Below are 24,142 nucleotides of genomic sequence, written 5' to 3'. Positions count from 1 at the left end.
TACGATGATGCTAAATCCTTGTTGAATCTGCCCCTTTTCTGCGTCTCTTAATCGTCCCCGTCGAGCAGGACGAACTTGTCCCGCTCCCAAGGCGGGGTATCCGATGGGCATTGAGCCAGTCAAAATCGAGGCACGTTCACGCGGCGCACGCATGCTGCGCACCGCGATGGGTGCATCGATCTCAACCTGGCTTGCCGATCCGCAGGTCATCGAGATCATGCTCAATCCCGATGGGCGGCTCTGGGTCGACCGTTTGGGTATGGGTCTCTCGGACAGCGGTGACCGGCTAACGGCTGCCGATGGGGAGCGCATAATCCGCTTGGTCGCTCATCATGTCGGGGCCGAAGTCCACAGCGATGCTCCCCGCGTGTCGGCCGAGCTGCCGGAAAGCGGGGAGAGGTTTGAAGGCCTTCTGCCACCGGTGGTAGCCGCACCAACCTTCGCGATCCGCAAGCCCGCCATCGCAGTGTTTCTGCTCGAAGACTATGTCGGTGCCGGGATCATGTCCGTTCAAGAGGCCGCAACGCTTCGCTCCGGCGTGGCTGACCGCCTCAACATCCTCGTCGCGGGCGGAACCGGCACCGGCAAAACCACCCTGACCAATGCTCTACTCGCCGAGGTGGCCAGAACCACCGATAGAGTCGTGCTCATCGAAGACACCCGCGAGCTGCAATGTCGCGCGCCAAACCTCGTGGCAATGCGGACAAAAGATGGCGTGGCTTCGCTATCCGACCTGGTTCGATCCAGCCTCCGTCTGCGCCCTGACCGGATCCCGATTGGCGAAGTGCGCGGCGCCGAGGCGCTCGATCTGCTCAAAGCCTGGGGCACTGGCCACCCTGGCGGGATCGGAACGATCCATGCCGGAAGCGCCATGGGCGCACTTCGGCGGATGGAGCAATTGATCCAGGAAGCAGTCGTCACCGTTCCGCGCGCCCTGATTGCCGAGACTATCAACCTCGTCGCCGTGCTGGTGCGCGAGGGCACGGGGCGACGTCTCGCCGAACTGGCCCGCGTCGACGGGCTCGACCCTGTCACCGGCGATTATCGCCTGATCCCCGCCACCCAAACTCAAGGAGACCTCCTATGACCCGTGCGCTCCGGCGTGGCACCACTCGTGCTTCGCTCGCCGCTGCCGCAGCATTTGTTGCGGTGGCCACTTCCACCCCGGCCCTTGCTGGTGGATCGTCGATGCCGTGGGAAGCACCACTGCAATCGATCCTTGAAAGCATCGAAGGGCCGGTCGCCAAGATTGTCGCGGTGATCATCATCATCGTCACCGGCCTCAGCCTGGCGTTCGGCGATACGTCCGGCGGCTTTCGCCGGCTGATCCAGATCGTTTTCGGCCTCTCGATCGCCTTTGCCGCATCGAGCTTCTTCCTCAGCTTCTTCAGCTTTGGCGGCGGGGCGCTCATCTGATGCCACCGGCTGACGATATCTTGGGTTTCTACGCGCCGGTCCACCGCGCGCTGGCAGAGCCGATTCTGCTCGGCGGTGCCCCTCGTGCTCTGGCAATCGTCAATGGTACGTTGGCGGGCGCGATTGGCCTCGGCTTGCGGCTGTGGATCGCGGGCCTCGCGATATGGGCAATCGGACACGCACTCGCTGTCTGGGCGGCCCGGCGTGATCCCCAGTTCGTCGATGTCGCGCGCCGTCACCTCAAATATCCAACGTGGGTGCGGCCATGATGTCGCTCCGCGAATACCGCGCCAAATCCGCCAGTCTGGCCGACTTCCTCCCCTGGGTCGCACTGGTGGGGCCGGGCGTGGTGCTCAACAAGGATGGATCGTTTCAGCGCACGGCGCGCTTTCGCGGTCCGGATCTCGACAGCGCCACGCCCGCTGAGCTGGTAGCCGTGACATCACGCCTCAATAATGCCCTGAGGCGACTGGGCTCGGGATGGGCCGTGTTCGTCGAAGCGCAGCGTATCCCCGCACAGGCTTACCCGCACAGCAATTTCCCCGATCCCGTTTCGGCCCTGGTCGACATGGAGCGTCGTGAGCAGTTTCGCGAAGAGGGAGCGCACTTTGAGAGCGGCTACTACCTCACCCTGCTGTGGATGCCACCGCCGGAGGATGCGGCCCGCGCCGAAAGCTGGCTCTACGAGGGCAAGGCGGCGACGGGTGTTGACCCAAACGAGCTGGTTAAGTCCTTCGTCGATCGAACGGACCGCGTACTGCACCTTGTCGAGGGCTTCATGCCCGATGCCGGCTGGCTCGATGATCGCGCGACGCTGACCTATCTTCATAGCACTGTTTCAACCAAAATCCAGCATGTCCGCGTTCCCGAAACGCCCGTCTATCTCGACGCCTTGCTGACCGACGAGCCGCTGACCGGCGGTCTCGAACCAAAGCTGGGGCAAGCCCATCTGCGCACGCTCACCATTACCGGCTTCCCGACCGCAACATTTCCCGGACTGCTCGACGAACTCAACCGGCAGGCATTTCCATACCGGTGGTCGACCCGTGCGATCATGCTCGACAAGACCGATGCAACCAAGCTGCTGGCAAAAATCCGCCGCCAATGGTTCGCCAAGCGCAAATCGGTCGCCGCCATTCTCAAGGAGGTGATGACCAACGAGCAATCGGTACTCATGGATTCGGACGCTTCGAACAAGGCTGCCGACGCTGACATGGCGCTTCAGGAACTCGGCGCCGACCATGCCGGCATTGCCTACGTTACGGCAACGGTCACCGTTTGGGACCGCGATCCGGCGCTTGCTGCCGAGAAGCTTCGCTTGGTCGAGAAGGTCATCCAGGGCCGCGATTTCACCTGCACGATCGAGGGCATGAACGCGATCGAGGCGTGGCTGGGATCGCTCCCCGGTCATGTCTACGCCAATGTCCGCCAGCCCCCCATTTCCACGCTCAATCTCGCCCACCTGATCCCCCTGTCAGCGGTATGGGCGGGAGCGGAACGGGACGAGCATTTCGGTGACGCCCCCTTGCTTTACGGCAAGACCGAAGGCTCGACCCCGTTCCGCCTTTCCCTTCATGTCGGCGATGTCGGCCACAGCCTGATTGTTGGCCCGACAGGGGCCGGGAAATCGGTGCTGCTGGCGCTGATGGCGCTGCAATTCCGGCGCTACCCCGGCTCGCAAATCTTCGCCTTCGACTTCGGCGGTTCCATCCGGGCCGCAGCACTTGGAATGGGCGGCGATTGGCAGGACCTGGGCGGTGCCCTCAGCGCAGATGAGGATGACAATACGGCCGTCGCGCTTCAACCGCTCGCCCGCATCGACAATCCGGGTGAGCGCGCCTGGGCTGCGGAATGGCTGGCAGCGATGTTCGCGGGCGAAGGCGTGCATGTTGACCCGGCGGCAAAGGAGCATCTCTGGTCGGCGCTGACGTCACTTGCGTCCGCCCCGCCGCCCGAACGCACCCTGACCGGACTAGCCGTGCTGCTGCAATCGCAGGAGCTGAAACAGGCGCTGTCGCCCTACCTCGTCGGAGGCCCTTGGGGCAGGCTGCTTGATGCCGAGCAGGAACGTCTTGGTGAGGCCCCGGTCCAGGCGTTCGAGACCGAGGGTCTAATCGGCGCGTCGTCGGCTGCAGCTGTTCTCGCCTATCTGTTTCACCGGATCGAGGGTCGGCTCGACGGCTCGCCAACCATGATCATCATCGATGAGGGCTGGCTGGTGCTCGATAGCCCGGCCTTCGCCGCACAGCTGCGCGAATGGCTGAAGACGCTGCGCAAGAAGAATGCCAGCGTCATCTTCGCCACGCAAAGCCTTGCCGACATCGAGACCTCGGCCATCGCGCCGGCCATCATCGAGAGCTGCCCGACGCGGATATTTCTGCCTAACGAGCGGGCCGCCGAACCCCAGATTGCCAAGGTGTATGAGCGGTTTGGACTGAATGACCGGCAAATCGAGATCCTGAGCCGGGCCACGCCGAAGCGCGATTATTACTGCCAGTCACGGCGCGGCAATCGCCTGTTCGAACTTGGCCTTGGCGAGGTCGCACTCGCCTTCAGCGCGACATCCTCCAAATCCGACCAGCTCCGCATTGCCGAATTTGTCGCTGCCCATGGCCGCGACGGCTTTGCGGCGGCCTGGCTCCGGCATCGCAGCCTCGCATGGGCGGCCGAACTGCTTCCTCCCCCGCCGCCCGCACTCAACGGAAAGGAAATCCTCCCATGAAAATTCCCGTCCTACGCCGCACCCTCATGGCGACGGCAATCGCCACCTCGCTGGTGGCAGGCACCATGATCGCCGCGCCAGCGCAGGCCCAGTTCGGCGGGATTGTCTATGATCCCAGCAACTACGCGCAAAACGTGCTGACCGCAGCCCGGACGCTGCAGCAGATCAACAACCAGATCCAGCAGATCCAGAATCAGGCGACCAGCTTGATCAACGAAGCGCGCAATCTCGCAAGCTTGCCGGTTTCGACGATCCAGACGCTCCAGCAACAGGTCGATCAGACAAGGCAGTTGCTCAACCAGGCGCAGCGGATCGCCTACGATGTGACCGACGTCCAGCAGGTGTTCAACGGTCGCTACAAGGGCGCAGCCCTGTCAGCGGGGCAGGCTCAGATGGTCGCCAATGCCGATGCCCGCTGGCAGGACAGCGTCGGCGCGTTTGAAGATGCCATGAAGGTTCAGGCCGGGATCGTCGGCAATCTCGGCGCGACCCGCAGCACCATCACGACGCTTGTTGGTGCCAGCCAGTCGGCAACAGGCGCTCTTCAGGCAGCACAGGCGGGAAATCAGCTGCTCGCGTTGCAGACCCAGCAGCTTGCCGATCTGACAGCGGCCATCGCGGCGCATAGCCGCGCACAGGCACTGGAATCTGCCCGCAGTGCAGCGACTGAGGCTGAAGGACGCGAGCGCTTCCGCCGCTTCCGGACCCGCAACTGACATGAGCCGGTCGGTCAAGTTGGCGGCGGCCGCAGCACTTGGCGGGCTCCTCATGGCGATCGCGATTGCTTCGGAAACGCGGTCGCCAGTGGTGCCAACGACGACCGTCCTTGTCGCTGACGAGGCAACGTCGCCCGACCCTCATGCCGCCGAACTCAGGCGCTGTCGGACAATCACCATGCCGGAATCTGGGTGCGACGCCGTCTGGGATGCCGAACGCCAGCGATTTTTCCATGGAAGGGATGGTCACCGATGAATGACACCGGCGTGATCGATCAGTTCCTGGCGGTCTTCATCCAATATATCGACAGTGGCTTTGGCCTGCTGGGCGGCGAGGTGGGGTTCCTGTCATCGACCCTGATCGTGATCGACGTCACGCTGGCGGCCTTGTTCTGGGCTTGGGGCACGGACGAGGATGTCCTGCAGCGTCTGATCAAGAAGACGCTCTATATCGGCACTTTCGCATTCATCATCGGCAACTTCTCGAACCTCGCCGGGATCATGCTCCAGAGCTTTGCCGGTCTCGGCCTCCAGGCCAGCGGCAGTGGCATGGCGATTGGCGATTTCATGCGCCCCGGTGTCGTCGCCGCCACCGGGCTTGATGCCGGACAGCCTCTGATCGATGCGACCGCAGACCTCGTCGGACCGGTAGGGCTCTTCACAAACTTCGTGCAGATCCTCATCCTGCTGATTGCCTGGGTGATCGTCGTAATCGCCTTCTTCGTGCTGGCAATCCAGGTCTTCGTCACGATCATCGAGTTCAAGCTGGTCACGCTTGCAGGCTTCGTCCTGCTACCGTTTGCCTTCTTTGGACGCACCGCCTTCATGGCAGAGCGCGTTCTTGGGCATATCATTTCGTCGGGGATCAAGGTCCTCGTGCTGGCCGTCATCACCGGCATCGGCACCACTCTTTTTGCGCAGTTCATCAACGCCGGGCTTGGCGCCGAACCTGACATCCAGCAGGTCATGGCCATTGCTCTGGCTGCATTGACACTGCTCGGCCTCGGCATTTTTGGTCCCAGCATCGCTAACGGCATCGTTGCCGGTGGCCCGCAGCTCGGCGCAGGCGCGGCGGCAGGAACGGTGATTGCTGCAGGTGCTACATTGGCTGGTGGTATCGCGGGCGCCAAGCTTGCTGCGGGTGCCGCCGGATCGGCCATGGCAGGAGCTGCCACTGGAGGCGCTCGCGCCGCGGGTGGTGCCTCGCGCGCCTACGCAGCAGGCGCCGCCGGCAAGACTGGCGGGGCCGCAGCGGCATCGGGTTTTGCCAACGTCGCGAAATCGGCCGCCGACGCTGCAACCTCGCCGCTCAAGCGCGCAGCCAATAGCCTCAAGGCCAACTATGCCTCGGCGAAGGCTGACGCCCCCAAAGACGGAACAGCGACGCCTGACGGTCCACCGGCTTGGGCAACAGCAATGCGGCGCCGGCAGACCATGGGCCAAGGCGCCTCCATTGCCACGCACACGCTGAAGGGCGGCGACAGCCATGGCAGCGGCTCAGGCCCCGACATCACCGACAAGAGCTGAAATCATCCACGAGGACATCACCATGTTTCGACGTCCATCCATCCGCTACGGGACAAGTCCCGAACCCGTCACTCCCTATCAGCGCGCAGCGCAGGTGTGGGACGATCGTATTGGCTCCGCACGCGTCCAGGCGAAAAACTGGCGCCTGGCATTCTTTGGCTGCCTTGCGCTTTCGGGTGGACTTGCGGGAGGTCTAGTCTGGCAATCCGCACGCGGCACAATCACCCCATGGGTGGTCGAAGTCGACAAGTTGGGACAGGCTCAGGCCATTGCTCCGGCAGACGCCGATTTTCGTCCAACCGATCCCCAAATGGCTTTTCACCTCGCCCGCTTCATCGAGCAGGTGCGCTCCATTCCGGCCGATCCCATTGTGCTCCGGCAGGACTGGCTCAGAGCCTACGACTTCACCACTGACCGCGGCGCACAGGCTCTCAATGACTATGCGCGTGGCAACGATCCTTTCGCCCAAGTCGGCAAGGTGCAGGTCGCAGTGGATGTCTCAAGCGTCATCCGTGCCTCGAACGATAGCTTCCGCGTCGCATGGACCGAGAGGCGCTATCAAGACGGGGCGCTGATCGAAACCACACGGTGGTCCGCCATTCTTACCACGGTCGTGCAGCCGCCACGCACACCTGACGCCCTGCGCAAGAATCCGCTCGGCCTGTTTGTCAACGCCATCAACTGGTCAAAGGAGCTTAGCCAATGATCCCCCATTCGCGCGCGCTGCGTCTGACGCTTATATTGTCGGTAACCGCTCTCGGAAGCATAGCTGTCCCTGTCATTGCCAGCGGGTCTCCCGTTCGGTCTTTTGCGCAGACGCCGCCGCCCACTGCCGAACCTACAGACCCGCGAACACGTATCGGTCGCGCAAACGCTGCGGCGCGCGTGCAGCCGGAGCGGACAAGCTATTTCAATGCGATCCAGCAATATGCCTATGCTGAAGGCGCGCTGTTTCAGATCTACACCTCACCGGGGCATGTCACGAATATCATGCTTCAAGAAGGCGAGGAGCTTGTGGGGCCGGGGCCGGTGGCATCGGGCGATACAGTCCGCTGGATCATCGGAGATACAGTGAGCGGCACCGGCCTTACGCGCCGCGTCCACATTTTGGTGAAGCCGACGCGGGCCGATATCAGCACCAATCTGGTCATCAACACCAATCGTCGTACCTATCACCTCGAACTGAGCGCTACGACGTCCACCTATATGGCAGCCGTCTCCTGGACCTATCCGCAGGATGCCCTCATTGCTCTGCGCAGCGCTGAGGCCGAGGTCGAACGCAGCGCCCCGGTTGCGGCAGGAATCGACTTTTCAGCGCTTAGCTTTGACTACCGCATGTCTGGTGACCGGCCGCAATGGCGACCATTGCGGGTCTTTGATGACGGACGCCAGGTCTTCATCGAGTTCCCCGCGAGCATCGCGAACGGTGATATGCCACCCCTCTTCGTAATCGGCGCAGACGGTTCGGCGGAACTCGTCAACTATCGGGTGCGAGGGCGCTACATGGTCGTAGACCGGCTATTCGATAAAGCCGAGCTGCGGCTCGGTGCCGGCCGCAACGCAAGTCAGGTTCGCATCGTACGCGAAATTCCCCGCAGCAGGGGGCGGGCATGATCACATCCTCCCAGGTTCATCATCAGCCATCTGCCGACGAGCTGCTCGAGGATTTGCATGAAAGGCCGGAAGCAGAAGCCCCAATGGCGCCGACCAGCCCCGACGGCTTTCGCCTTGGCGGAGAGCCGCCACGCGTAATGCGGCTATCGCGAAAGGCTCTTGCCACGCTCGGCGTGGCTGCCAGTGTCGCCATTGGCGGTTCGCTCATCTATGCCCTTCAGCCCAAGTCGCCTGTACCGCCAGAAAACCTCTTCGATACAAACAGCCGGAACCGCGCTGATCAGGTGACCGGCGCGCCAGCCAACTATAGCGATGTCCCTAAACTAGGGCCTCCGCTACCAGGTGATCTGGGTAGGCCAATCGTCGCTGCACAACAGGGTGGTCAAAATGTCCCGATTCCCCCAATCGGACCGCCAGCCAATGACACACCAACGTCCGATCCAAGGCAGATAGCTGCGGAGCAAGCGCGGGAACGGGCCGTGCAGGAGCGCGACAGCGCGCGCACGAGTCAGCTATTTCTGGCAGGGGGCACACGGGCGAGCGAGAATCGAGCCGATGCGGCTCCTAACGCAATACCTGCGATTGCCAATTCCGCCGGTGAGGCGGCTCAGGCCGCTCCTGCCTCACCGTCGACCAGTCGCCGTTCATTTTTGGAGCGAAGGGCGGATCGTAGGACAGAGAGCCCCGAGCGCATTATGCGGCTTGGGTCTCCCAATGTCGTGCAGGCAGGAAGCATCATTCCCGCTGCGTTGATCACGGGAATTCGCTCGGATCTTCCTGGCCAGATCACGGCGCAGGTCACGCAGAATGTCTACGACAGCCCCACCGGACGCATCCTGCTGATTCCGCAAGGGGCGCGTCTGATCGGTGAGTACGACAGCGACGTCGCGTCCGGGCAAAACCGCGTACTGCTGGCCTGGGACAGGCTCATCCTCCCGGGTGGGCACTCGATCCTGCTCGACCGGCTCCCCGGTGCAGATGTCGCAGGTATGGCCGGCCTTCAGGATCGCACCAACTTCCACTGGGGCAACATGCTTAAGGCTGCCCTGATCTCAACGCTGCTCGGCGCGGGCACGGAACTGGTCGCCAGTGATGAGAGCGATCTTGTCCGGGCACTGCGCTACGGCACACAGGATACCGTCAACCAGACGGGGCGGCAGGTGGTGCAGCGGCAGCTCAATGTTCCACCCACCCTTACCGTGCGTCCGGGGTTTGCTCTCCGGATCATTGTCACGCGTGACCTGATCCTTGAGCCCTTCCAGACGGGAGAAGCGCGATGACCCGGCTCAAACTGACCGATCTTGCCGACGAAAAGCCTGTACGCCTGACACTCGAGCTGCCAGCGCGGCTACATCGGGATCTTATCGCCTATGCCCTTGCGGTGAACGGGGGAGATCCCAAGGGTGCGCCCACGGTCGAAAGGCTTGTCCCGCCCATGCTGGAGCGGTTCATCGCCACCGACCGGGGCTTCGCGAAAGGGCGTCGAAATTCTCAGGCGGGGTAGCGCTCGTTGATGAGCGTGAAGAAGCGTTGCAGCGCGGGATTTTCATTGTCCTCGCGCCAGTAGACCGAAAACTCTAGGCGGGCCGTTCCACCTTGATCATGGATTTCCCGGAAATTGAGCCCGGGCCATGTCACGCCCTGCGAAGCTTCGGTTGCGACCGTGATGAAACGCCCGACCGACACGATGCTGAGGACGCTTTCCAGGCTTGTATCCTGGACAATGATATTGGGGCGGTAGCCTTGCTCGGTCAGGCGCGCGGCCAGCAGGTTTGAAATGATAGGGCCAACCCCACTGCCGGGGACGACAAACACTTCGCGCCGCAGGTCAGACCAATAGATGCGTTCGTTCTGCAACAAGCGATGACCGTCGAGCAGAGTCACCATCAGACGATCCGACCAGACCCGTCGCGACCGTATCCCGGCCTCTTCCATACCTGTCGGAGCCACCGCGACATCGATCGTCCGGGCTTGCAAGCGATGGAGCAGGCGCTCGGGACCCGCTTCGACGCCATCGAATTGAACGTCGGGAAACCGCACCAGGTAATCCGAGAAGGTGTGCTTGAGGTTTCCGGCCATCAGGGACGAACTGTAGCCAACCGCGAGCCGACCTTGTTCGCCGTAACTGACCGCCCGCGCCGTGGTTTGCAGATTGTCGATATCGGTGATGATACGCCGGGCGGATTCGATGAATACCTTGCCCATTTCGGTCGGCTCAGCGCCGCGCGTAGACCGAGTGAAGAGCTTGATCCCCAGCTGATCCTCAAGCTGCGTTACCCGTTGGCTGAGCGTCGCCTGTCGCATGTTGAGCGCCGCCGCAGCCCGGGACAAACTGCTCATGTCTGCCGTCAGCACTGCGTAGCGCAGCTGCCGAACCTCGATCGTCATGCATCCGCCCCCAAACTCGGTCCCTTATGCCAATTGAGCCAAGTTCAGCATTCGAGTTCAATGAAAAAATTCGCCATCAACAATGTAGTGCATTGAAACGAGGACTTAAGCACAGATTTTACAGTTCAGAGATCTGCCCAGATATCTCTCCAATTTGGAGAAGTATCTGGGCCACACTGTAAGAAATTCGAGCTTGCGTCACTCGACAGATTTTTCCGCGAAGCCAAGGGTATTGGCATTTTCGATGAGTGTGCGAACCTTGGCCCGATCGAGGCCGGCGGGCACTTCTGCTTCAATCTCGAGCCGCAGAGTCACCTTGCTGCCTTGGAGCGTCGTTAATTGCTCGACTATGGCTTCGACGATCTGGTGCATGTCACGGGCGGGGCGATCTGGTGAGATCATGACCGTGCCACTGAACCGGGTCGGATTGCGCTCGACAGGCGGGGTCGGTTCCTGACCCGGCGTCTGACTCCCCGGTTCGGCGGGGTTGCCGGTCTCCGGTGTTCCCGGTTGGGGTTCGGTGGGTTGCGAAGGTGCCGGTCGGTGCGCTTCAGCAACTTCAGGCCTGATGATGACGCTATCGCCGTCGATGACGATCATCGCATTGCTGGCGTGATCAATCGCCAGACCAAGATACCTGCCTGTCGATTCTTCCCAGCGCTCCGCATAAGCAAATGGCCCAGGCAGCATCCCACTCACTGCGGACTGCACAGACCTGATCAGCACGTCCTGATTCTTGAGACGGGGCAGGTAGATGTAGCGGTTGAGGTATTCGCGCAGATCCCGCAGTTGCAGGTGGGGCCGGTCGTTCCAGATGTATTTCTGCAGGTCCCTATCAAGCCGCGTCGGGCCGAGTTCGGTCAACAGCCCTTCTTCGCCGATCAGCTTCTTGCTGGCGCGAGCAAGCAATCCGTCTTGGGCGGGGATCTTTCCGGAGACCCATTCAAGGTCTGCCTGCGCACTTTCCTGCGCCGGATAGTGAAGGTAACACCACGCTTCCTTGAGCCGCGTCTTCACCGTTTCGTTGGCTTCGGCGAGCTTTGCCTTGGCCAGAGCGCTATCGCTCTGTGTGAGGTTGAGGCGATCCGTATCCCGAACGATTTCATTCCATGCGAGAGATGCGCGAACAGCGTCCTTGAGGTTGTCGAGCTGCTTTGCATCGGCTGCGATGAATACCAGCATATTCCGGTACACGCGCGGCGTGCTGCCGCGCTGCATCAGGATTTCCTTGGCTTCAACCAACGCTTCCGAGCCTTCCCGGCCATTATGCGGATGCGCTACACCCAAGACCACCGCCCGGACTCCACCGGCCTCATCCGGCACCTCGGCCGACCCTGCCGGTGCAACCTGCACGGCGTCGAAATGTCCTCGATCGGGCAGCGCATTGACGTACTTGGTCAGCTCTGCGTCGATCGTCACATCGACCAACGCTGCTTCGATCTGAGCCGCTCGGTCCGTCGCAATGCGATTCAGACTGGCCGCCATCGAATACCAGTAGCGCCCGAGGTCCGAGTGCATGAACTTGGCCTGATTGGTCAGGCGCCGCAATGCGTCGCCAAAAATGGCTGGCCGCTCGCCCGGCTGAACGACGCCGAGGTTGATCTGCTTGTCGTCGAGACCCGTGTTCTGTTGCTGGTGAGTAGGTGCCGTGCCCATGAAGATGGCGCGGGCGACACGGCGGGTTGCCGAGTAGCGGTTGAGGTTAGGCGCAGATTGGTCGATCTTGTATGGGGTCGAAGCGGTGCCATCGACGTCGCCAGCAATGATCGATTGCCAGCTGACATCAAGATAATGCAGCAGTTCGGGTTCCACGCGCGGCGAATTGATGGCGACACTGCCCGGCATGATCATGACTGAGGGATCGCCGCTCATCCACAATTCGTGAATGGCCTGCGCCATCAATCGGAGCACACCGCGGGTGCGCTGGAATTTTTCAAGCGATCCCCAGCTGGTGTAGAGCTGATCGAACAGTTCCGGATGGATCGGGTATGCCTTCTCCAGCTTGCGCCGATAATCTTCATCGGCGCAGCCCTGCGGAAAATCGTTGGCGTTTTCGCGGTATAGCTTCGCAAACTGCTTCAACGTGTTGTCACGGTGGTGGAAGCGGTCGCCGGGGATTTCCTTGAACAGGCGCCGACGTACAATCTCGTAGCTCTCCTCCTGGCTGGCGGGTCGCCATGAGGATTCGACACGGCTGAACGTCTGCTTCAGACGGGCCAAGGCCTCCTGGCCGCCTTCGCCGCCGACCTCGATCTGCGACGCTGGCAAGGAAGCGACCAGCAGCGTACCCGGGCTGGCCTTGACCGCCTCGGTCAACGCCTGAACGAACGACAGATTGGCATCGAAAGACCCGGATGGCAGCCCCTCGACCTTGTAGATCTGGCGCAAGTAGGCGACCCATTCGTCGATCAGGATGAGGCATGGGGCGCACTTCTTGAAGATCGCTTCAAGAAGGTTCGAGCCGGGTGCGATCCCGGTCGCGTCATTCTCCGCAACCATGTCGAAAGCGTCGGCACCGCCCAACTGCCAGGCAAGATCGCCCCAGGTGGTCCTGATCTTCCGGCCGCCATCAGCATTGAGCACGTCCTGCGGGCCACGCGACGTGCCGACGAGGACAGCCCGGTTGATGCCACTGGGCACCGTCAGGCCGTTGGTCTCAAGCAGCTGGTCGAGGCCAGACAGGTCCTGCACCGGTGTCGTGCCTGCCATGTGGTAGAGCGCCAGCATCGAGTGGGTCTTGCCGCCGCCGAAGTTGGTTTGCAGTTCAACCACCGGGTCGCCGCCGGTTCCGGACAAGCGCTTGGCTGCGCCGACCAGAAGAGTGCTCAAGCCCTCCGTCAGGTAGGTACGGCTGAAGAACTGCTTCGGGTCGCGATACTCTGCGGGAGCGCTGCCCGAATGGACCTTGGCGAGATCTGCGGCGAACTCCGCCTGCTGGAACTCGCCGGTCGCCACATCCTGGTGCGGCTCGACGACTTCACGCCACGGTTTGAGACCGGCGACCGTTTCGACCGAAATCTCCAGCCGCTGGGTCTTACGCCGCTCCTCGTTGCGCTGAAGCTCGGTGAACTTGGTGCGCAGAATTGTGTCACGCATCCGACTGAGCTGCTCAGCCGCATCGCCTGCGCTGATCGATTCCATGAGGCGGCGCATGGAGTCGAGGGCGCGGTCGGCATCGTCGTAGGTGAAGGTCTCGTTGTGCGAGAGCTTGTTTCGGACATCGAGCAGCTCAGACACATACGAGCGCTCGGGATGCCCCAGCACCGTGGCGAAGGCGTCCTTCCAGAAAGCCATCATCGTCTTGAGGAGCCCTTGCTGGTCCCAGCCCACGTCGCCCTTCGAATTGGGGCGCAGCCCTTGAACGCGCTGGACCACTTCTAGCTGCCAATGGCCCTTGATCGAGCTTTCCAGGCGCTTTTCCACGAACGGTATCAACGCGGAAGGCAACAGTTCCATGCCTTCGAACACATACTGGCGGGTACTTTTTGCCATGGTCGTTCCCTTTAGACGTCGAAGCGCATCTGGCCGTCACGGCGCGTGTCGTGGACAGCGGCTGCCTGGCGGGTAAGCTCGGTCCAATCGGCGATGAGCCCGTTATAGGCGGTCGCTTCCTTGGCATCCTTTCGCTTGTTGGCGCAGATATCGTAGAGGCAGTACGCCAGATCCTTGATCGCCTCGGCCTGGGTGTTGAGCTTCTTGAGCAGCACGGCGGTGTCGTGCGAGATACCGTCCTTCTCGTGCAATCGGACGAGGTGCTGGAGGCACTCCCATACAGTCAAGTGACGGTCGTCTTCGGGATCCCAATCCTCCTCCAGCTCGTCACGCGAAAGAATGCGGACTTTGCCGGCGGAGCTTTCGACAATGCCGGCGTGCCTAACGCTGTCAACAGAGATACCTCGAGCGCGGGCAAGGTTGTCAGCGGCACCGTAATCACCTCTGCCATTTCCATGCTGTTCAAACCAAGAGATTGCAAAGCGCGTATCGGGATCAAACTCTCCTTGGATTCCGCCGAGGTACTCGTCCAATTCACGATTGATGAGTTGCAACGCAGTTTTCACGCTCATCGGATTGTCGTCCGACTCCAGCACGGCCTGGTAACGCGAGAACACGCCCATGCCGGGGCCAATGGCTGATTGCGGCATATCGGCTGGCGCGATGTTCGCTGCCTGCAGTTCAGCAATGGCCGGGGGAAGTTCACGTTTGAGGGCACGAATGAATTCAGCTCTTGTAACAGTTTCTGCATTGATCTGCTTCTTACGACAGACCAGAACAACCGAATTTGCGAGTGCATTCGTCCCGACAGCAACCATTCTGCCCGGCTTTTCAGTGCGCATCGGCCAAGTACCAACAACCGAGTAGCCAGCTTCAATTATAGACTGAACGAAGGTAGCCCAACCTGTAGATGCAATGCCTTCCTGCTCTATCTCGCTTTGTTTAAAAGCGTAGTATATTGCCGTTGGATATTCAGAAGAGCTGGCGGACGCCATTTTTGAAATGGCGGCACTCATGCCATTTAAGAAGAAATTTTCTGCCTCGCTTCTACCTCCATGCCGGTAGGCCACTGCGACTAACTCATCTGCTTTTGGTGTTGCCAGTATATTGAATAAGTCGGGGTATACCGCACGCAATGACCTCTTCATCCAAACGAAAAAGAAATCGGAAAGATCTGCATACGCAATATTATCGTAATATGGCGGATCTGTAGAAACTACGACATCAACCGGATATTCAACGTTCTGAGCGTCCATCTGCTCTATTGATGTTTCGTTTGCAATCCCATTGCCTAGTGTCTCAAATCCCTTTACCTGCCGTGTGAATAGATTGTAATAGCTTCCGCTAGACTCGCTGAATGGATTAACTTCAGCGAAATCCCAAGTCATTGGAAGCGCTTGGCGAGAAAAAGTTGAGCGCATCTGCTGGTTGGGGCTGTTCCAGCCGCAAATCGTCGAACTATGATTGGCCAGTTGTCCTACTAGAAAACCGAGATAAATGCTGACAGCATCAGCATATGCCGATGCTCCCAGGCCGCCGGCTCGCAAAGGTGTACTGCTTTCGTTTTCCAATGAGATCGTAGCATCTTTCTCGATTATCGTTCGGACTTCGGCTACGAGATCGCTGAAAGTGCACAATGCTGTTAGTTGCCGATCTGTGAAAATCTTGCCCCAGCTATCCAAGCCGTAACCATAGCACGTCCCGCCAGTCAGTTTTTCAGGAGTGGCGCCGGCAAGAAAGGTCTCTCGGGCAACTTGCGCTATCGCTGAACATTCGGATGCCACAGCGGCGGCAATTTGTGTCTCGTCCGGTGCTGCGTATGCGCGGCCAGCCCTCCCTTCTGCGACTACAGCAATCAAGGTTTCTCCCATCCGGCCTTCTACAGCATGTGAGCGCACATATTCGGCTGAGATTGCCGCTCCAGACAGCAGGCACAGGAAATTTCCCCGGCCAGATTTCGTTCCTTTCGCCGCAGCGGCTAATTCATCCTTTGTTCCGCCCTTCCGAATCCTATAGGTGATAGTGCCTCCAGCCTTATCGACCAGCGGTTCAACCCAGGCCTCCTTGCCTGGTTTTGAACTCAGCACGAAACTCGATGCAATTGGCACTTGAACGTGGGCAAAAGCCGGGTCCGGGCTGGGCACGGTGCGGGACCAAATCCAAGCAATGACGGTAGCCTCACCACCTCCAAACTCAGGTGCCAGCTGCACTTTAGGATAGATGTGGCCTATCCGTTCCCAAGCTTTGTCGCGTAGCCACTCTCCGTAGTATTGGACATCTTCCGCGAGACCATCGGCGTTTCTGTAGAACTGCCGATCCCTTGGGCCCGGATGTACCGGAGGCCGGTCCTTGAACTTCGGGGGAATCTCGATCATGGCTTTGCCGATCATAACGGCGACAGGATTGAGATCGGAGCCATATGCTGGCAACCCGAGGCGCTGAGCCTCGAGCGGAATCGAACCACCGCCTGAAAACGGATCATATATGGGCGGCATTTTGCCGTCACAGCTCTTGAGGATTTCCGCGCGGGCGCGCTCAAGCACCTCCTCGTTGGTTGAGTTTTCCCATTCCACGAGCTCTTCAATGATCCCGAATAATCGCTTCCGCTCCTCTTCTTGCGCGTCATGCGTAGCGAACAAATCGGGACGGCTAGATGGATCATCAACAAGCTGTGAAAATAGCACTGCTCTACAAGCGGCTAATGGTCGGCGCGCCCACCACAGATGCAAGGTGGATGGATGCCCATGGCGGATGGACTTCTCTCTTGCGGAAGCCGCGTTTATTGCTTCTAGCGGTAGGGCAACTTCGATCAGCTTTTTACGCGGCATCGATCAGCTTTCTGATTAGGATTTCGGATTCGGTCGAGATTTTTTGGAAATTTTGCGGAGGAGACAAACCTATTTCATCCATGATCTGATTTGCTGACAGCGGATGGCGAAAAAAATCCAAGTCGTCGATCCACAAGGCCGCGACAGATTTACTCATTCCGATATAGTCTGAAAGTTCATCACCCGATATGCATCCATGATGAGCTAACGACAGTGCGTCATCCTTTGATATTCGATCAATGCGAGTCACTGCGGCGCTACCGATCAACTGCTTTTTTGGTGATCCTATGTAAAAATAAACGCGCGGTGGTAAATGCGCGGGGCAGCGTTTTCTGAAAAATAACTTAACTTTTCCCGAGCGGAGAAGAGATTCCCACTTACTGAAAAACGAGTAAACTACAGACTTATTTGCTATAGAACTGTAGTCGAGCTGTTCATTTTCTCGATGATTTTCTGAAATCATTGCGGCGCCTCCGCTCGCTCGAGTAGGCGTGGAAGATGGAATTGGATGGCGGTTTCGAGGAACGATGGCTCACGCTCGACAAGCGGGCCGAGAATGTAGCGCGGCTCATGGGCATAGCCGTTGCTGACCGGCACCACTGCCAGGATGAACTTCTCCGGCTCATGCAGCGAGGTGATGATTTCCTGCCGGGTGATCATCACGCTATCCGCGCCATCGATCCGGCCCTTGACCTCGATGAAGCGCAGATGACCCGTGGTTGGATCGTGCGAGGCAATGTCATAGCCGATCTTCTGCATCGAAACGTCGGTCGGGGTGTTACCGAGAGCCCGCTCCGCTGCCATCACCGCCTCCATCGCGGCCAGCTCGATGGCCCGGCGCGCTGCGGGATCTTCCGAGAAATGGTTGCCGATGGGCGCTGCGTTCTGGGCGTCGAGCAGCCCGCGCGGGATCACCACCATGCCGCCACGAACCCGCGGTGGCTGCGATGAAATGAACCGTTCCTTCTCGAGTTGGTCCATCCGCCGCTTCTGGCGCTCAGCCAGATCTTCGGCGCGGCGCTGCGCGTTCTGCCAGTTGAGCCGGGTCTTCTTGCCGGCCTTCTCCTCCTCCTTGAGCTCGAAGGCACGCGAATCCCAGAAATTGATTTCCTTCTTGAGCCGGGCGCGGACCTCCTGCTCAACCTTGTCGATCTCTGGCAGGCGCCGCGCCTTCACCTCAGCAACATGATGCTGCGCCAGTTCGACCGTCGCGAAGCGGATCGCCGTCTTTTCCAGATCCGTGGTCAGCCAGCTTTCATCAAGGTGGCTGCGCACCGCAGCGATTTCGTCAGGCGTGGCCGGGCGCAAGTTCAGGTGCGGTGCAATCCCTGCATTGGTGGCATTGCCAGCCTTGTCGATCGCGGCGAACTGCAGCTTCTGCGACAGGGTATGCGGTTTGCCGAGGCTGGTCAGCCTGGCATCCTGCACGCTGTGTTCGAGGAGGAAAACAGCCGACAATGCCTCCCCAGTGTCGGTGTCGTCGACCAGAATCGCGCCTTGGCGCATGATCTGCTCATATTGCTCGCGGATCAGACTGATGACCGCTTCAAGCAGCGGATGGCCGGGACATACGAACGCCGCCACGGGCTGCTGATTGATCTTGTCCTTCTCGAAACAGATCCGCTCATACTGCTTCTGGATCGGTGCGCCGGTTCCGATCTGGCGATCCCGCTCGCGGATACGGACCGGGACGTGGGTGATTTCCCAGCGTCCCTTTTCGCGCCGTTTGATGCGGCCGCCCAGATGCTGGAACGCCTCGACGAAGAAGCTCTGGATATGGTGCGGCTGCAACCGCAGCGCCTCGGCGCGTTCCATTTCCAGGCGGAGTTCTTCGACCCGCGCTTCCGGCATCGTGTCGTTCGTCAGCGCGCGCCGGCGCAGCAGCTCAAGCAGATGGGTCTGATCGACGGCGCCATCGACCTGCTGGAACAGCCGCGCCTTGACCCCTTCCTGCTCACCATACTGGATCGCCTGGAACAGCAGATCCTTGAGCGCGGTGCCCTCGAACAGTTCGCCCAGCACGTCATAGACGCGTCCGCCCAGCGCTTCGCGTGCCGCCTCCAGCTTTTCAAGGAGGCGCGCATAGACCTCGCCTTCGCGGGTGTCAGCTGCAACCAGACTCCAGAGGTGGCAGACCTCGGTCTGGCCGATGCGATGGATGCGCCCGAACCGCTGCTCGATCTTGTTGGGATTCCACGGCAGGTCGTAATTGACCATGAGATGGCCGCGCTGGAGGTTGACACCTTCGCCCGCTGCATCGTTGGCGATCAGGACCAGCATGTCCTTGTCCTGCATGAACCGCTCGACCACCTTGCGGCGTTCCTCACGCGAGACCCCGCCATGGATCACGTCGACGGCCTCGGCATTGCCAATCCGTGCCCGAACCTTGTCGAGCAGGTAATTGAGCGTGTCCTTGGGCTCGGTGAAAATGATCAGCTTGCGCCGATTGCCAACCGCATCGACCATCAGATCGTCATCGAGAATCCGGTTGAGCTGGCTCCATTTGGTGTCGACGCCCGAGCGCAGCACCCCCAGCGCCATCGATTCCAGACCTTTGAGCGTCTCGACTTCGAGCGCCAGCTGTTCGACCGTCTCCGCGGTCGTTGCGCCGGTCGAGATCAGGTCTTCGAGCTCGTCGATCTCATCCTGACCATATTCGTCGATATTGCCGAGCATGTCGGGATTGACCTTCGGCACCGCGATGTCTGCCCGGCGACCAGCGTTGGCGAGGCGCGCTTCGCCCAGTTCTGTCTCGAGGCGCTCGCGGCGACGCTTCAGCGACTGGTAGATCGCAGCCGGAGATGATGCGAGCCGTCGTTGCAGGATCTGGAGCGCGAAGCCGACATTGTTGCGCTTCTTACCATCCCCTTCGGCGAAGCGCTGGACCCGGTTCATCTCGGTGCGCACATAGTCGGTGACCGCCGTATAGAGCGCAGCCTCACCCTCGGAGAGTTCATACTTGACCGTATAGGCCCGGCGCTCCGGGAACAGCGGGCGACCATCAAAGCGCAGCAGCTCTTCCTTGGTCAGTCGCCGCATCATGTCGGCCGTGTCGGCATAATGCACACCGTCGCGGAACCGGCCCTCGAACCGGTCACCATCGAGCAGTGCCATGAACAGCTGAAAATCCTCCTCCTTGCCGTTATGCGGCGTCGCAGACATCAGCAGCAGGTGACGGCAGACCTGACCCAGCTTCTGCCCAACCTGATAGCGTCGGGTGTATTTGACATCGCCGCCGAAGTAGCTTGCCGACATGCGATGGGCTTCGTCGCAGATGATGAGGTCCCACTCGCGGGCGCTCATCAACTTCTCCTGCAAATCCTCGTTGCGGGCGAGGACATCGAGCCGGACGATCAGCCGATCGCGGTCCGTGAACGGATTGCCCGAGCGCGAGGTCTCGATCATGTCCCGGGTCAAAATGTCGAATTCGAGGTTGAACTTCTGACCGAGTTCGTCCTGCCACTGCTCGACCAGACTGCCAGGCGCAACGATCAGGCAGCGCTCAAGATCGCTGCGCGCGATCAACTCCTTGATCAGCAGCCCGGCCATGATCGTCTTGCCAGCCCCGGGATCGTCGGCGAGCAGGAAGCGCAGCGGCTGACGCGGCAGCATCTCGCCATAGACCGCCGAAATCTGGTGCGGCAGCGGGTCGACCATGCTGGTGTGGATGGCAAGATAGGGGTCGAAATAATGCGCCAGCTTGATCCGGTTCGCTTCGGTCACCAGACGCAGAAGCGCACCGTCGGCATCGAACGACCAGGGACGGCCATTCTGCTCTACCTCTAGGCGATGTTCGTCATCCCGGTAGAGGACAGACTCGGCAACGGTGCCGTTATGATCACGGTACACGACATTGATCGCCTGATCGCCGATCCAGTCGACCGAAATGACATGAACGGGCTGGTTCGAGGCAATGCCGCGCACCGATGCACCGTTCTTGATCTCTTCGAGCTTCGCCCCCATCGGCACTACCGTCCCCTGTCCACGTCCTAAAGCTGGAACTCGGCGCGTTCGAGCGCGACCAGCGTTTCCTTGCGGTTCACATTGACGATATGCTGGCTTCGCGCACTGCGCTTTGCGGCATCATCAAGCAAACCGAGCCTTTTCAATACATAAAATAGCATCGCATAGCGCACGGAAAGCACCGTTGTGTCGACTTCGAGGCCGTAGTCCTTGGCGACAACTCGCTTCTGACTTTCGGTCAGCTCCGGGTGTGGACCGACAATCACATCGAAATAGTTGTTCCAGAGCCAGTCATGTTCGCCAGATTGGCCCGGCTCACCTTTCCCGCCAACCTCCAGGATCCGGGGAAGCAGGAAGTCCTTGAACTTGTTCTCGACGTGACAAAACCCTCGCACGTGCCAGCGAAAACCATCGTACCCGAACGCGTGCGGTGTCATCCGCCGCCAGATCGGGTCGGGCCGGGCGCTGTTCATGGACTGATAGAATACGTCGATCGACTGGTTCTCCCGTACCGCTTCGAGAACCCGTCGCAGGATAGCGATGTCGATTTCGCGCTTGGGCGTGAGCGCGACGTCAGCGCTCGGCATCGCTGCGATCCATGACTCGCTTGCCGGCAACATCCCCTCGGCAACGGCCCTGAGCTGCGAGAGATACTTGTACGGGTCAGGATCGAGAAACCGCAGCACAAATGCCTCTGCCGCCACGTAGCGCTTGGCGCTTGCGTCGTAGAGCATGTTGCCTGGCGCACGCGCCTGATAAAGCGACAGATCCTTCGAGGCCTGCGGCGTCGAGACACCGAAGCATTCGATGATATCGGCGCGGTTGATCGTGCCCTCCCAGAACAGGCGGAACTCGATAAACTCCAGTCGTTGCTCGACACCCCAGCGCACCTTGGCGACTCTCCATCAGCATAGAAACTATGCGAACCTTGACGTTCAATGAGAATAGTTTATATGCGGTTAACGTGAGTCGAGTCAAGGAGTGAGGTAATGGCAGACCGATATGTGACGAAGCACCCGAACGGATGGGCCGTGAAGGCGGCGGGCGCGCAGCGCGCCAGCAGCGTGCATTCGACCCAGCGTTCCGCAGAGCAGGCCGCCAAGCAGACGGTGCGCAACCTGGGGGGCGGCGAAGTCCGTATCCAGGGGCGTGACGGCCGCTGGCGCGATTCGGATACGGTCGCGCCGGGCAACGACCCGATGCCGCCGCGCGACAAGAAGCACTGAGCGCAGGAGCAGTCGGCGGTGAAGCGCATCCTGACCATCGATGGGGGCGGCATCCGGGGAACTTTCCCGGCGGCCTTCCTCGCCAATCTTGAGCAGGATCTCGAACAGCCGATCGGGCGCTACTTCGACTTGATCGCGGGAACATCGACGGGCGGGATCATCGCCATCGGTCTCGCTCTCGGCCTGCGCGCAGCCGACATTCTGCGCCTCTACGAAGAGGAGGGCCCGGCCATCTTCTCGCAGAGCCGGAAGGGCTTTCTGGGCTGGCTTGAGCGCCATCTGCGGAAAGGTCGCTGGGCCTTCTGGGGGCCTAAGTACAGCGCCGAGCCGCTGCGCAATGCCTTGCATGGCGTTCTTGGCGAACGGTTGCTGGGCGAGGCCCGGACCCGGCTGGTGATCCCGGCATGGCATCCACAAACCCAGGGCGTCTATGTCTTCAAAACCGCGCATCACCCTCGCTTGCGGACCGATTACCGCGAACTGGCAATCGATGCAGCCATGGCGACGGCGGCAGCACCGACCTATTTTGCCCAGCATGTGACCGCCAACGACGTCGGACTGGTCGATGGTGGTCTTTGGGCCAACAACCCTGCCGGGCTTGCTGTCGTTGAGGCCATTGGCACGCTCGGCTGGCCCGCCGATCAGCTGAACGTCCTGAGCGTTGGCTGCCTCGATGACATCAAAAGGCTGCGGACAGCCTACGGCGCGGCCCGGATCGCACCGCAGCTATCCGGCATTTTCATGGCCGGCCAGTCACACGGTTCGCTCGGCATCGCCAAGATCCTGACGGGCGATGAACATGAGCGTCGCGCCGTCTTCCGGGTCAGCCAGCCGGTTCCGGATGGCTTCTATTCACTCGATGACACCCGCCGCATTCGCAGCCTCAAGGACCGCGCCTTCGCCGAAGCCCGCGTCCAGAAGCCGATCCTGCATCCCCATTTCTTCGGCACGCCCGCCGAGGAGTTCACCCCCTGCCATAAGGTGCCCTGATGACTGTTCACGACAAGCGGCTGGCCGGGTCGCACGATGATATTCTTGAAGCCATCGCAGCTGCGCTGGATATCCCGCCCGGCAAGTTCGAAGAAGCCAGGCAGCGCTATGAAGCGCTGGGCGGCTGGCTCGACCGCCCGGAATCCACGCTGGCCGATCTCGATCCTGCCATTTCGCCGCACGGCTCGTTTCTTTTGGGGACCGTCACGCGCCCGCTGACTGATGCCGATGAGTATGACGTCGATCTTGTCTGCCGGGTCAACGGATCGAAAGCCGCGCTCACGCAGAAGCAGCTTAAGGACGCTGTGGGGCATGAGGTTGCCTTGTATGCGCGCGCTCGGAACATGGCGCACCCGGAAGAGCGTCGTCGTTGCTGGACCCTGAATTATGCCGAGGGCGCGCAGTTCCACATGGATGTCTTGCCGGCCTTGCCCGATGCGCAGCGCTATCAGGCGCAATTGCGGGCCAAGGGCTTTGGCATCCTCGCCGCTGACGGCGATCTCAGTGGCCACGCGATCGCGATTACCGACAACCAGCGCAGCGACTATGCGGTGATCTCGGACGACTGGCTGCAGAGCAATCCTTACGGCTACGCCGCCTGGTTCCGGAGCCGGATGCGGGTGCGGCTGACCGAGGCCAAGCGGTCGTTCGCAGAACGCGAGCGCATCTCCGCCAGCGTCGGCGAGATTCCCGACTACAAGGTGCGCACGCCGCTTCAGCAGGCCATCCAGCTTCTCAAGCGTCACCGCGACTGCATGTTTGCCGAAGACGGCGAACACAAGCCGATCTCGATCATCATCACGACCCTGGCTGCCCATGCCTATAACGAGGAAGCCTCGCTGTCGGCAGCGCTGCAGTCCATCTTGATGAACATGGATCGTTACATCGAGGAGCGTGACGGCATTGCCTGGGTCTCCAACCCCGTTAATCCGGCCGAGAACTTTGCCGACAAATGGCCGGAAGAGCCGTGCAAGCGCGACAACTTCTTCCGCTGGCTCGCACAGGCCCGGCAGGATTTCGCGCAGTATCTGCGCGCCAGCCCCTACGATACCATTCCGGACGAACTGGAGCGGCGGCTTGGTCCCGCCCTGGTAAAGCGCGCGCTCAACAGCGTTATGCCGGACGATGGTGCCATCGGGGCTCCTGCCCTGCTTCTCGGGGGCGGCCATGATGCCGAACTCGAGCGTGCCCGCCACGCGGTTGACGCAATCCAGAGCAGCGGATCCCAGTCCCGCCCCTGGGTGCGCTGAGGCGGCCACT

At 60.7% G+C, this 24,142-nt stretch carries 20 protein-coding genes; 14 read left to right on the top strand and 6 right to left on the bottom strand.

Annotated elements, in window-relative coordinates:
- Positions 1-151 precede the first annotated feature (151 nt).
- The 11 genes from trbB (at position 152) to BZF57_RS16505 (ending at position 9,499) form a co-directional block, all read left to right on the top strand.
- Positions 152-1,087, top strand: coding sequence for a P-type conjugative transfer ATPase TrbB (trbB, locus tag BZF57_RS16555; protein ID WP_420810221.1), 936 nt, complete (start codon positions 152-154; stop codon positions 1,085-1,087).
- The gene (locus BZF57_RS16550) at positions 1,084-1,416 is read left to right on the top strand and encodes a TrbC/VirB2 family type IV secretion system protein (protein WP_066690780.1); all 333 of its coding nucleotides are present in this window, start codon (positions 1,084-1,086) and stop codon (positions 1,414-1,416) included. Before trbB ends, BZF57_RS16550 begins: the two co-directional genes overlap by 4 nt.
- Positions 1,416-1,685 (top strand): VirB3 family type IV secretion system protein, encoded by a 270-nt coding sequence (locus BZF57_RS16545; RefSeq protein WP_086740054.1) that lies wholly within the window; start codon positions 1,416-1,418, stop codon positions 1,683-1,685. Before BZF57_RS16550 ends, BZF57_RS16545 begins: the two co-directional genes overlap by 1 nt.
- The gene (trbE, locus tag BZF57_RS16540) at positions 1,682-4,138 is read left to right on the top strand and encodes a conjugal transfer protein TrbE (RefSeq protein WP_086740052.1); all 2,457 of its coding nucleotides are present in this window, start codon (positions 1,682-1,684) and stop codon (positions 4,136-4,138) included. The genes BZF57_RS16545 and trbE overlap by 4 nt, the downstream gene beginning before the upstream one ends.
- Before the next feature lie 26 nt (positions 4,139-4,164).
- Positions 4,165-4,854, top strand: coding sequence for a P-type conjugative transfer protein TrbJ (trbJ, locus tag BZF57_RS16535; RefSeq protein WP_420810220.1), 690 nt, complete (start codon positions 4,165-4,167; stop codon positions 4,852-4,854).
- A 1-nt stretch (position 4,855) separates the two neighbouring features.
- Positions 4,856-5,110, top strand: coding sequence for a putative entry exclusion protein TrbK-alt (gene trbK-alt, locus BZF57_RS16530; protein ID WP_086740048.1), 255 nt, complete (start codon positions 4,856-4,858; stop codon positions 5,108-5,110).
- Positions 5,107-6,381: a P-type conjugative transfer protein TrbL gene (gene trbL, locus BZF57_RS16525; RefSeq protein WP_066690787.1), complete on the top strand. Its 1,275-nt coding sequence runs from the start codon at positions 5,107-5,109 to the stop codon at positions 6,379-6,381. Before trbK-alt ends, trbL begins: the two co-directional genes overlap by 4 nt.
- Before the next feature lie 22 nt (positions 6,382-6,403).
- Positions 6,404-7,087 carry a conjugal transfer protein TrbF gene (trbF, locus tag BZF57_RS16520; RefSeq protein WP_086740084.1) on the top strand — a complete coding sequence of 228 codons (684 nt, stop codon included), beginning with the start codon at positions 6,404-6,406 and terminating at the stop codon, positions 7,085-7,087.
- A complete protein-coding gene (gene trbG, locus BZF57_RS16515; RefSeq protein WP_086740046.1) occupies positions 7,084-7,995 on the top strand; it encodes a P-type conjugative transfer protein TrbG in 912 nt (303 codons plus the stop codon). The genes trbF and trbG overlap by 4 nt, the downstream gene beginning before the upstream one ends.
- Before the next feature lie 83 nt (positions 7,996-8,078).
- The gene (locus BZF57_RS16510) at positions 8,079-9,275 is read left to right on the top strand and encodes a TraB/TrbI/VirB10 family type IV secretion system protein (protein WP_240506022.1); all 1,197 of its coding nucleotides are present in this window, start codon (positions 8,079-8,081) and stop codon (positions 9,273-9,275) included.
- On the top strand, positions 9,272-9,499 hold the full coding sequence (locus BZF57_RS16505) for a DUF2274 domain-containing protein (protein WP_086740042.1): 228 nt from the start codon (positions 9,272-9,274) through the stop codon (positions 9,497-9,499). The genes BZF57_RS16510 and BZF57_RS16505 overlap by 4 nt, the downstream gene beginning before the upstream one ends.
- Here BZF57_RS16505 and BZF57_RS16500 read toward each other — a convergent pair.
- The 6 genes from BZF57_RS16500 to BZF57_RS16480 all read right to left on the bottom strand — a co-directional run bounded on the left by BZF57_RS16500 (position 9,487) and on the right by BZF57_RS16480 (position 21,556).
- Positions 9,487-10,383, bottom strand: coding sequence for a LysR family transcriptional regulator (locus BZF57_RS16500; protein ID WP_086740040.1), 897 nt, complete (start codon positions 10,381-10,383; stop codon positions 9,487-9,489). The genes BZF57_RS16505 and BZF57_RS16500 overlap by 13 nt on opposite strands.
- Positions 10,384-10,581: 198 nt before the next feature.
- Complete coding sequence (locus BZF57_RS16495) at positions 10,582-13,875, bottom strand: DUF499 domain-containing protein (RefSeq protein WP_066690799.1); 3,294 nt, start codon at positions 13,873-13,875, stop codon at positions 10,582-10,584.
- A gap of 11 nt (positions 13,876-13,886) precedes the next feature.
- Positions 13,887-16,703, bottom strand: a complete 2,817-nt coding sequence (locus BZF57_RS16490) for a DUF1156 domain-containing protein (RefSeq protein WP_086740038.1) — start codon at positions 16,701-16,703, stop codon at positions 13,887-13,889.
- Entirely contained in the window at positions 16,693-17,166 is a 474-nt protein-coding gene (locus BZF57_RS20885; RefSeq protein ID WP_143738536.1) for a hypothetical protein, read from the bottom strand. The genes BZF57_RS16490 and BZF57_RS20885 overlap by 11 nt, the downstream gene beginning before the upstream one ends.
- Positions 17,163-20,666: a helicase-related protein gene (locus tag BZF57_RS16485; protein ID WP_086740036.1), complete on the bottom strand. Its 3,504-nt coding sequence runs from the start codon at positions 20,664-20,666 to the stop codon at positions 17,163-17,165. The genes BZF57_RS20885 and BZF57_RS16485 overlap by 4 nt, the downstream gene beginning before the upstream one ends.
- Before the next feature lie 26 nt (positions 20,667-20,692).
- On the bottom strand, positions 20,693-21,556 hold the full coding sequence (locus BZF57_RS16480; protein WP_066690818.1) for a BrxR family helix-turn-helix transcriptional regulator: 864 nt from the start codon (positions 21,554-21,556) through the stop codon (positions 20,693-20,695).
- Between the two features lie 99 nt (positions 21,557-21,655).
- Between BZF57_RS16480 and BZF57_RS16475 the strand changes: the two genes are divergently transcribed.
- Genes BZF57_RS16475 through BZF57_RS16465 form a run of 3 tightly spaced genes read left to right on the top strand, consistent with a single transcriptional unit; the run spans position 21,656 to position 24,132 of the window.
- On the top strand, positions 21,656-21,892 hold the full coding sequence (locus tag BZF57_RS16475; RefSeq protein WP_066690824.1) for a DUF2188 domain-containing protein: 237 nt from the start codon (positions 21,656-21,658) through the stop codon (positions 21,890-21,892).
- 18 nt (positions 21,893-21,910) lie between these two features.
- A complete protein-coding gene (locus BZF57_RS16470; RefSeq protein WP_086740034.1) occupies positions 21,911-22,882 on the top strand; it encodes a CBASS cGAMP-activated phospholipase in 972 nt (323 codons plus the stop codon).
- Positions 22,882-24,132: a nucleotidyltransferase domain-containing protein gene (locus BZF57_RS16465; protein WP_086740032.1), complete on the top strand. Its 1,251-nt coding sequence runs from the start codon at positions 22,882-22,884 to the stop codon at positions 24,130-24,132. The genes BZF57_RS16470 and BZF57_RS16465 overlap by 1 nt, the downstream gene beginning before the upstream one ends.
- Positions 24,133-24,142 lie beyond the last annotated feature (10 nt).

The organism is Erythrobacter colymbi, from assembly GCF_002155685.1.
Taxonomy (GTDB): Bacteria; Pseudomonadota; Alphaproteobacteria; order Sphingomonadales; family Sphingomonadaceae; genus Erythrobacter; species Erythrobacter colymbi.
This window is presented reverse-complemented; position numbering and strand designations above follow the sequence as displayed.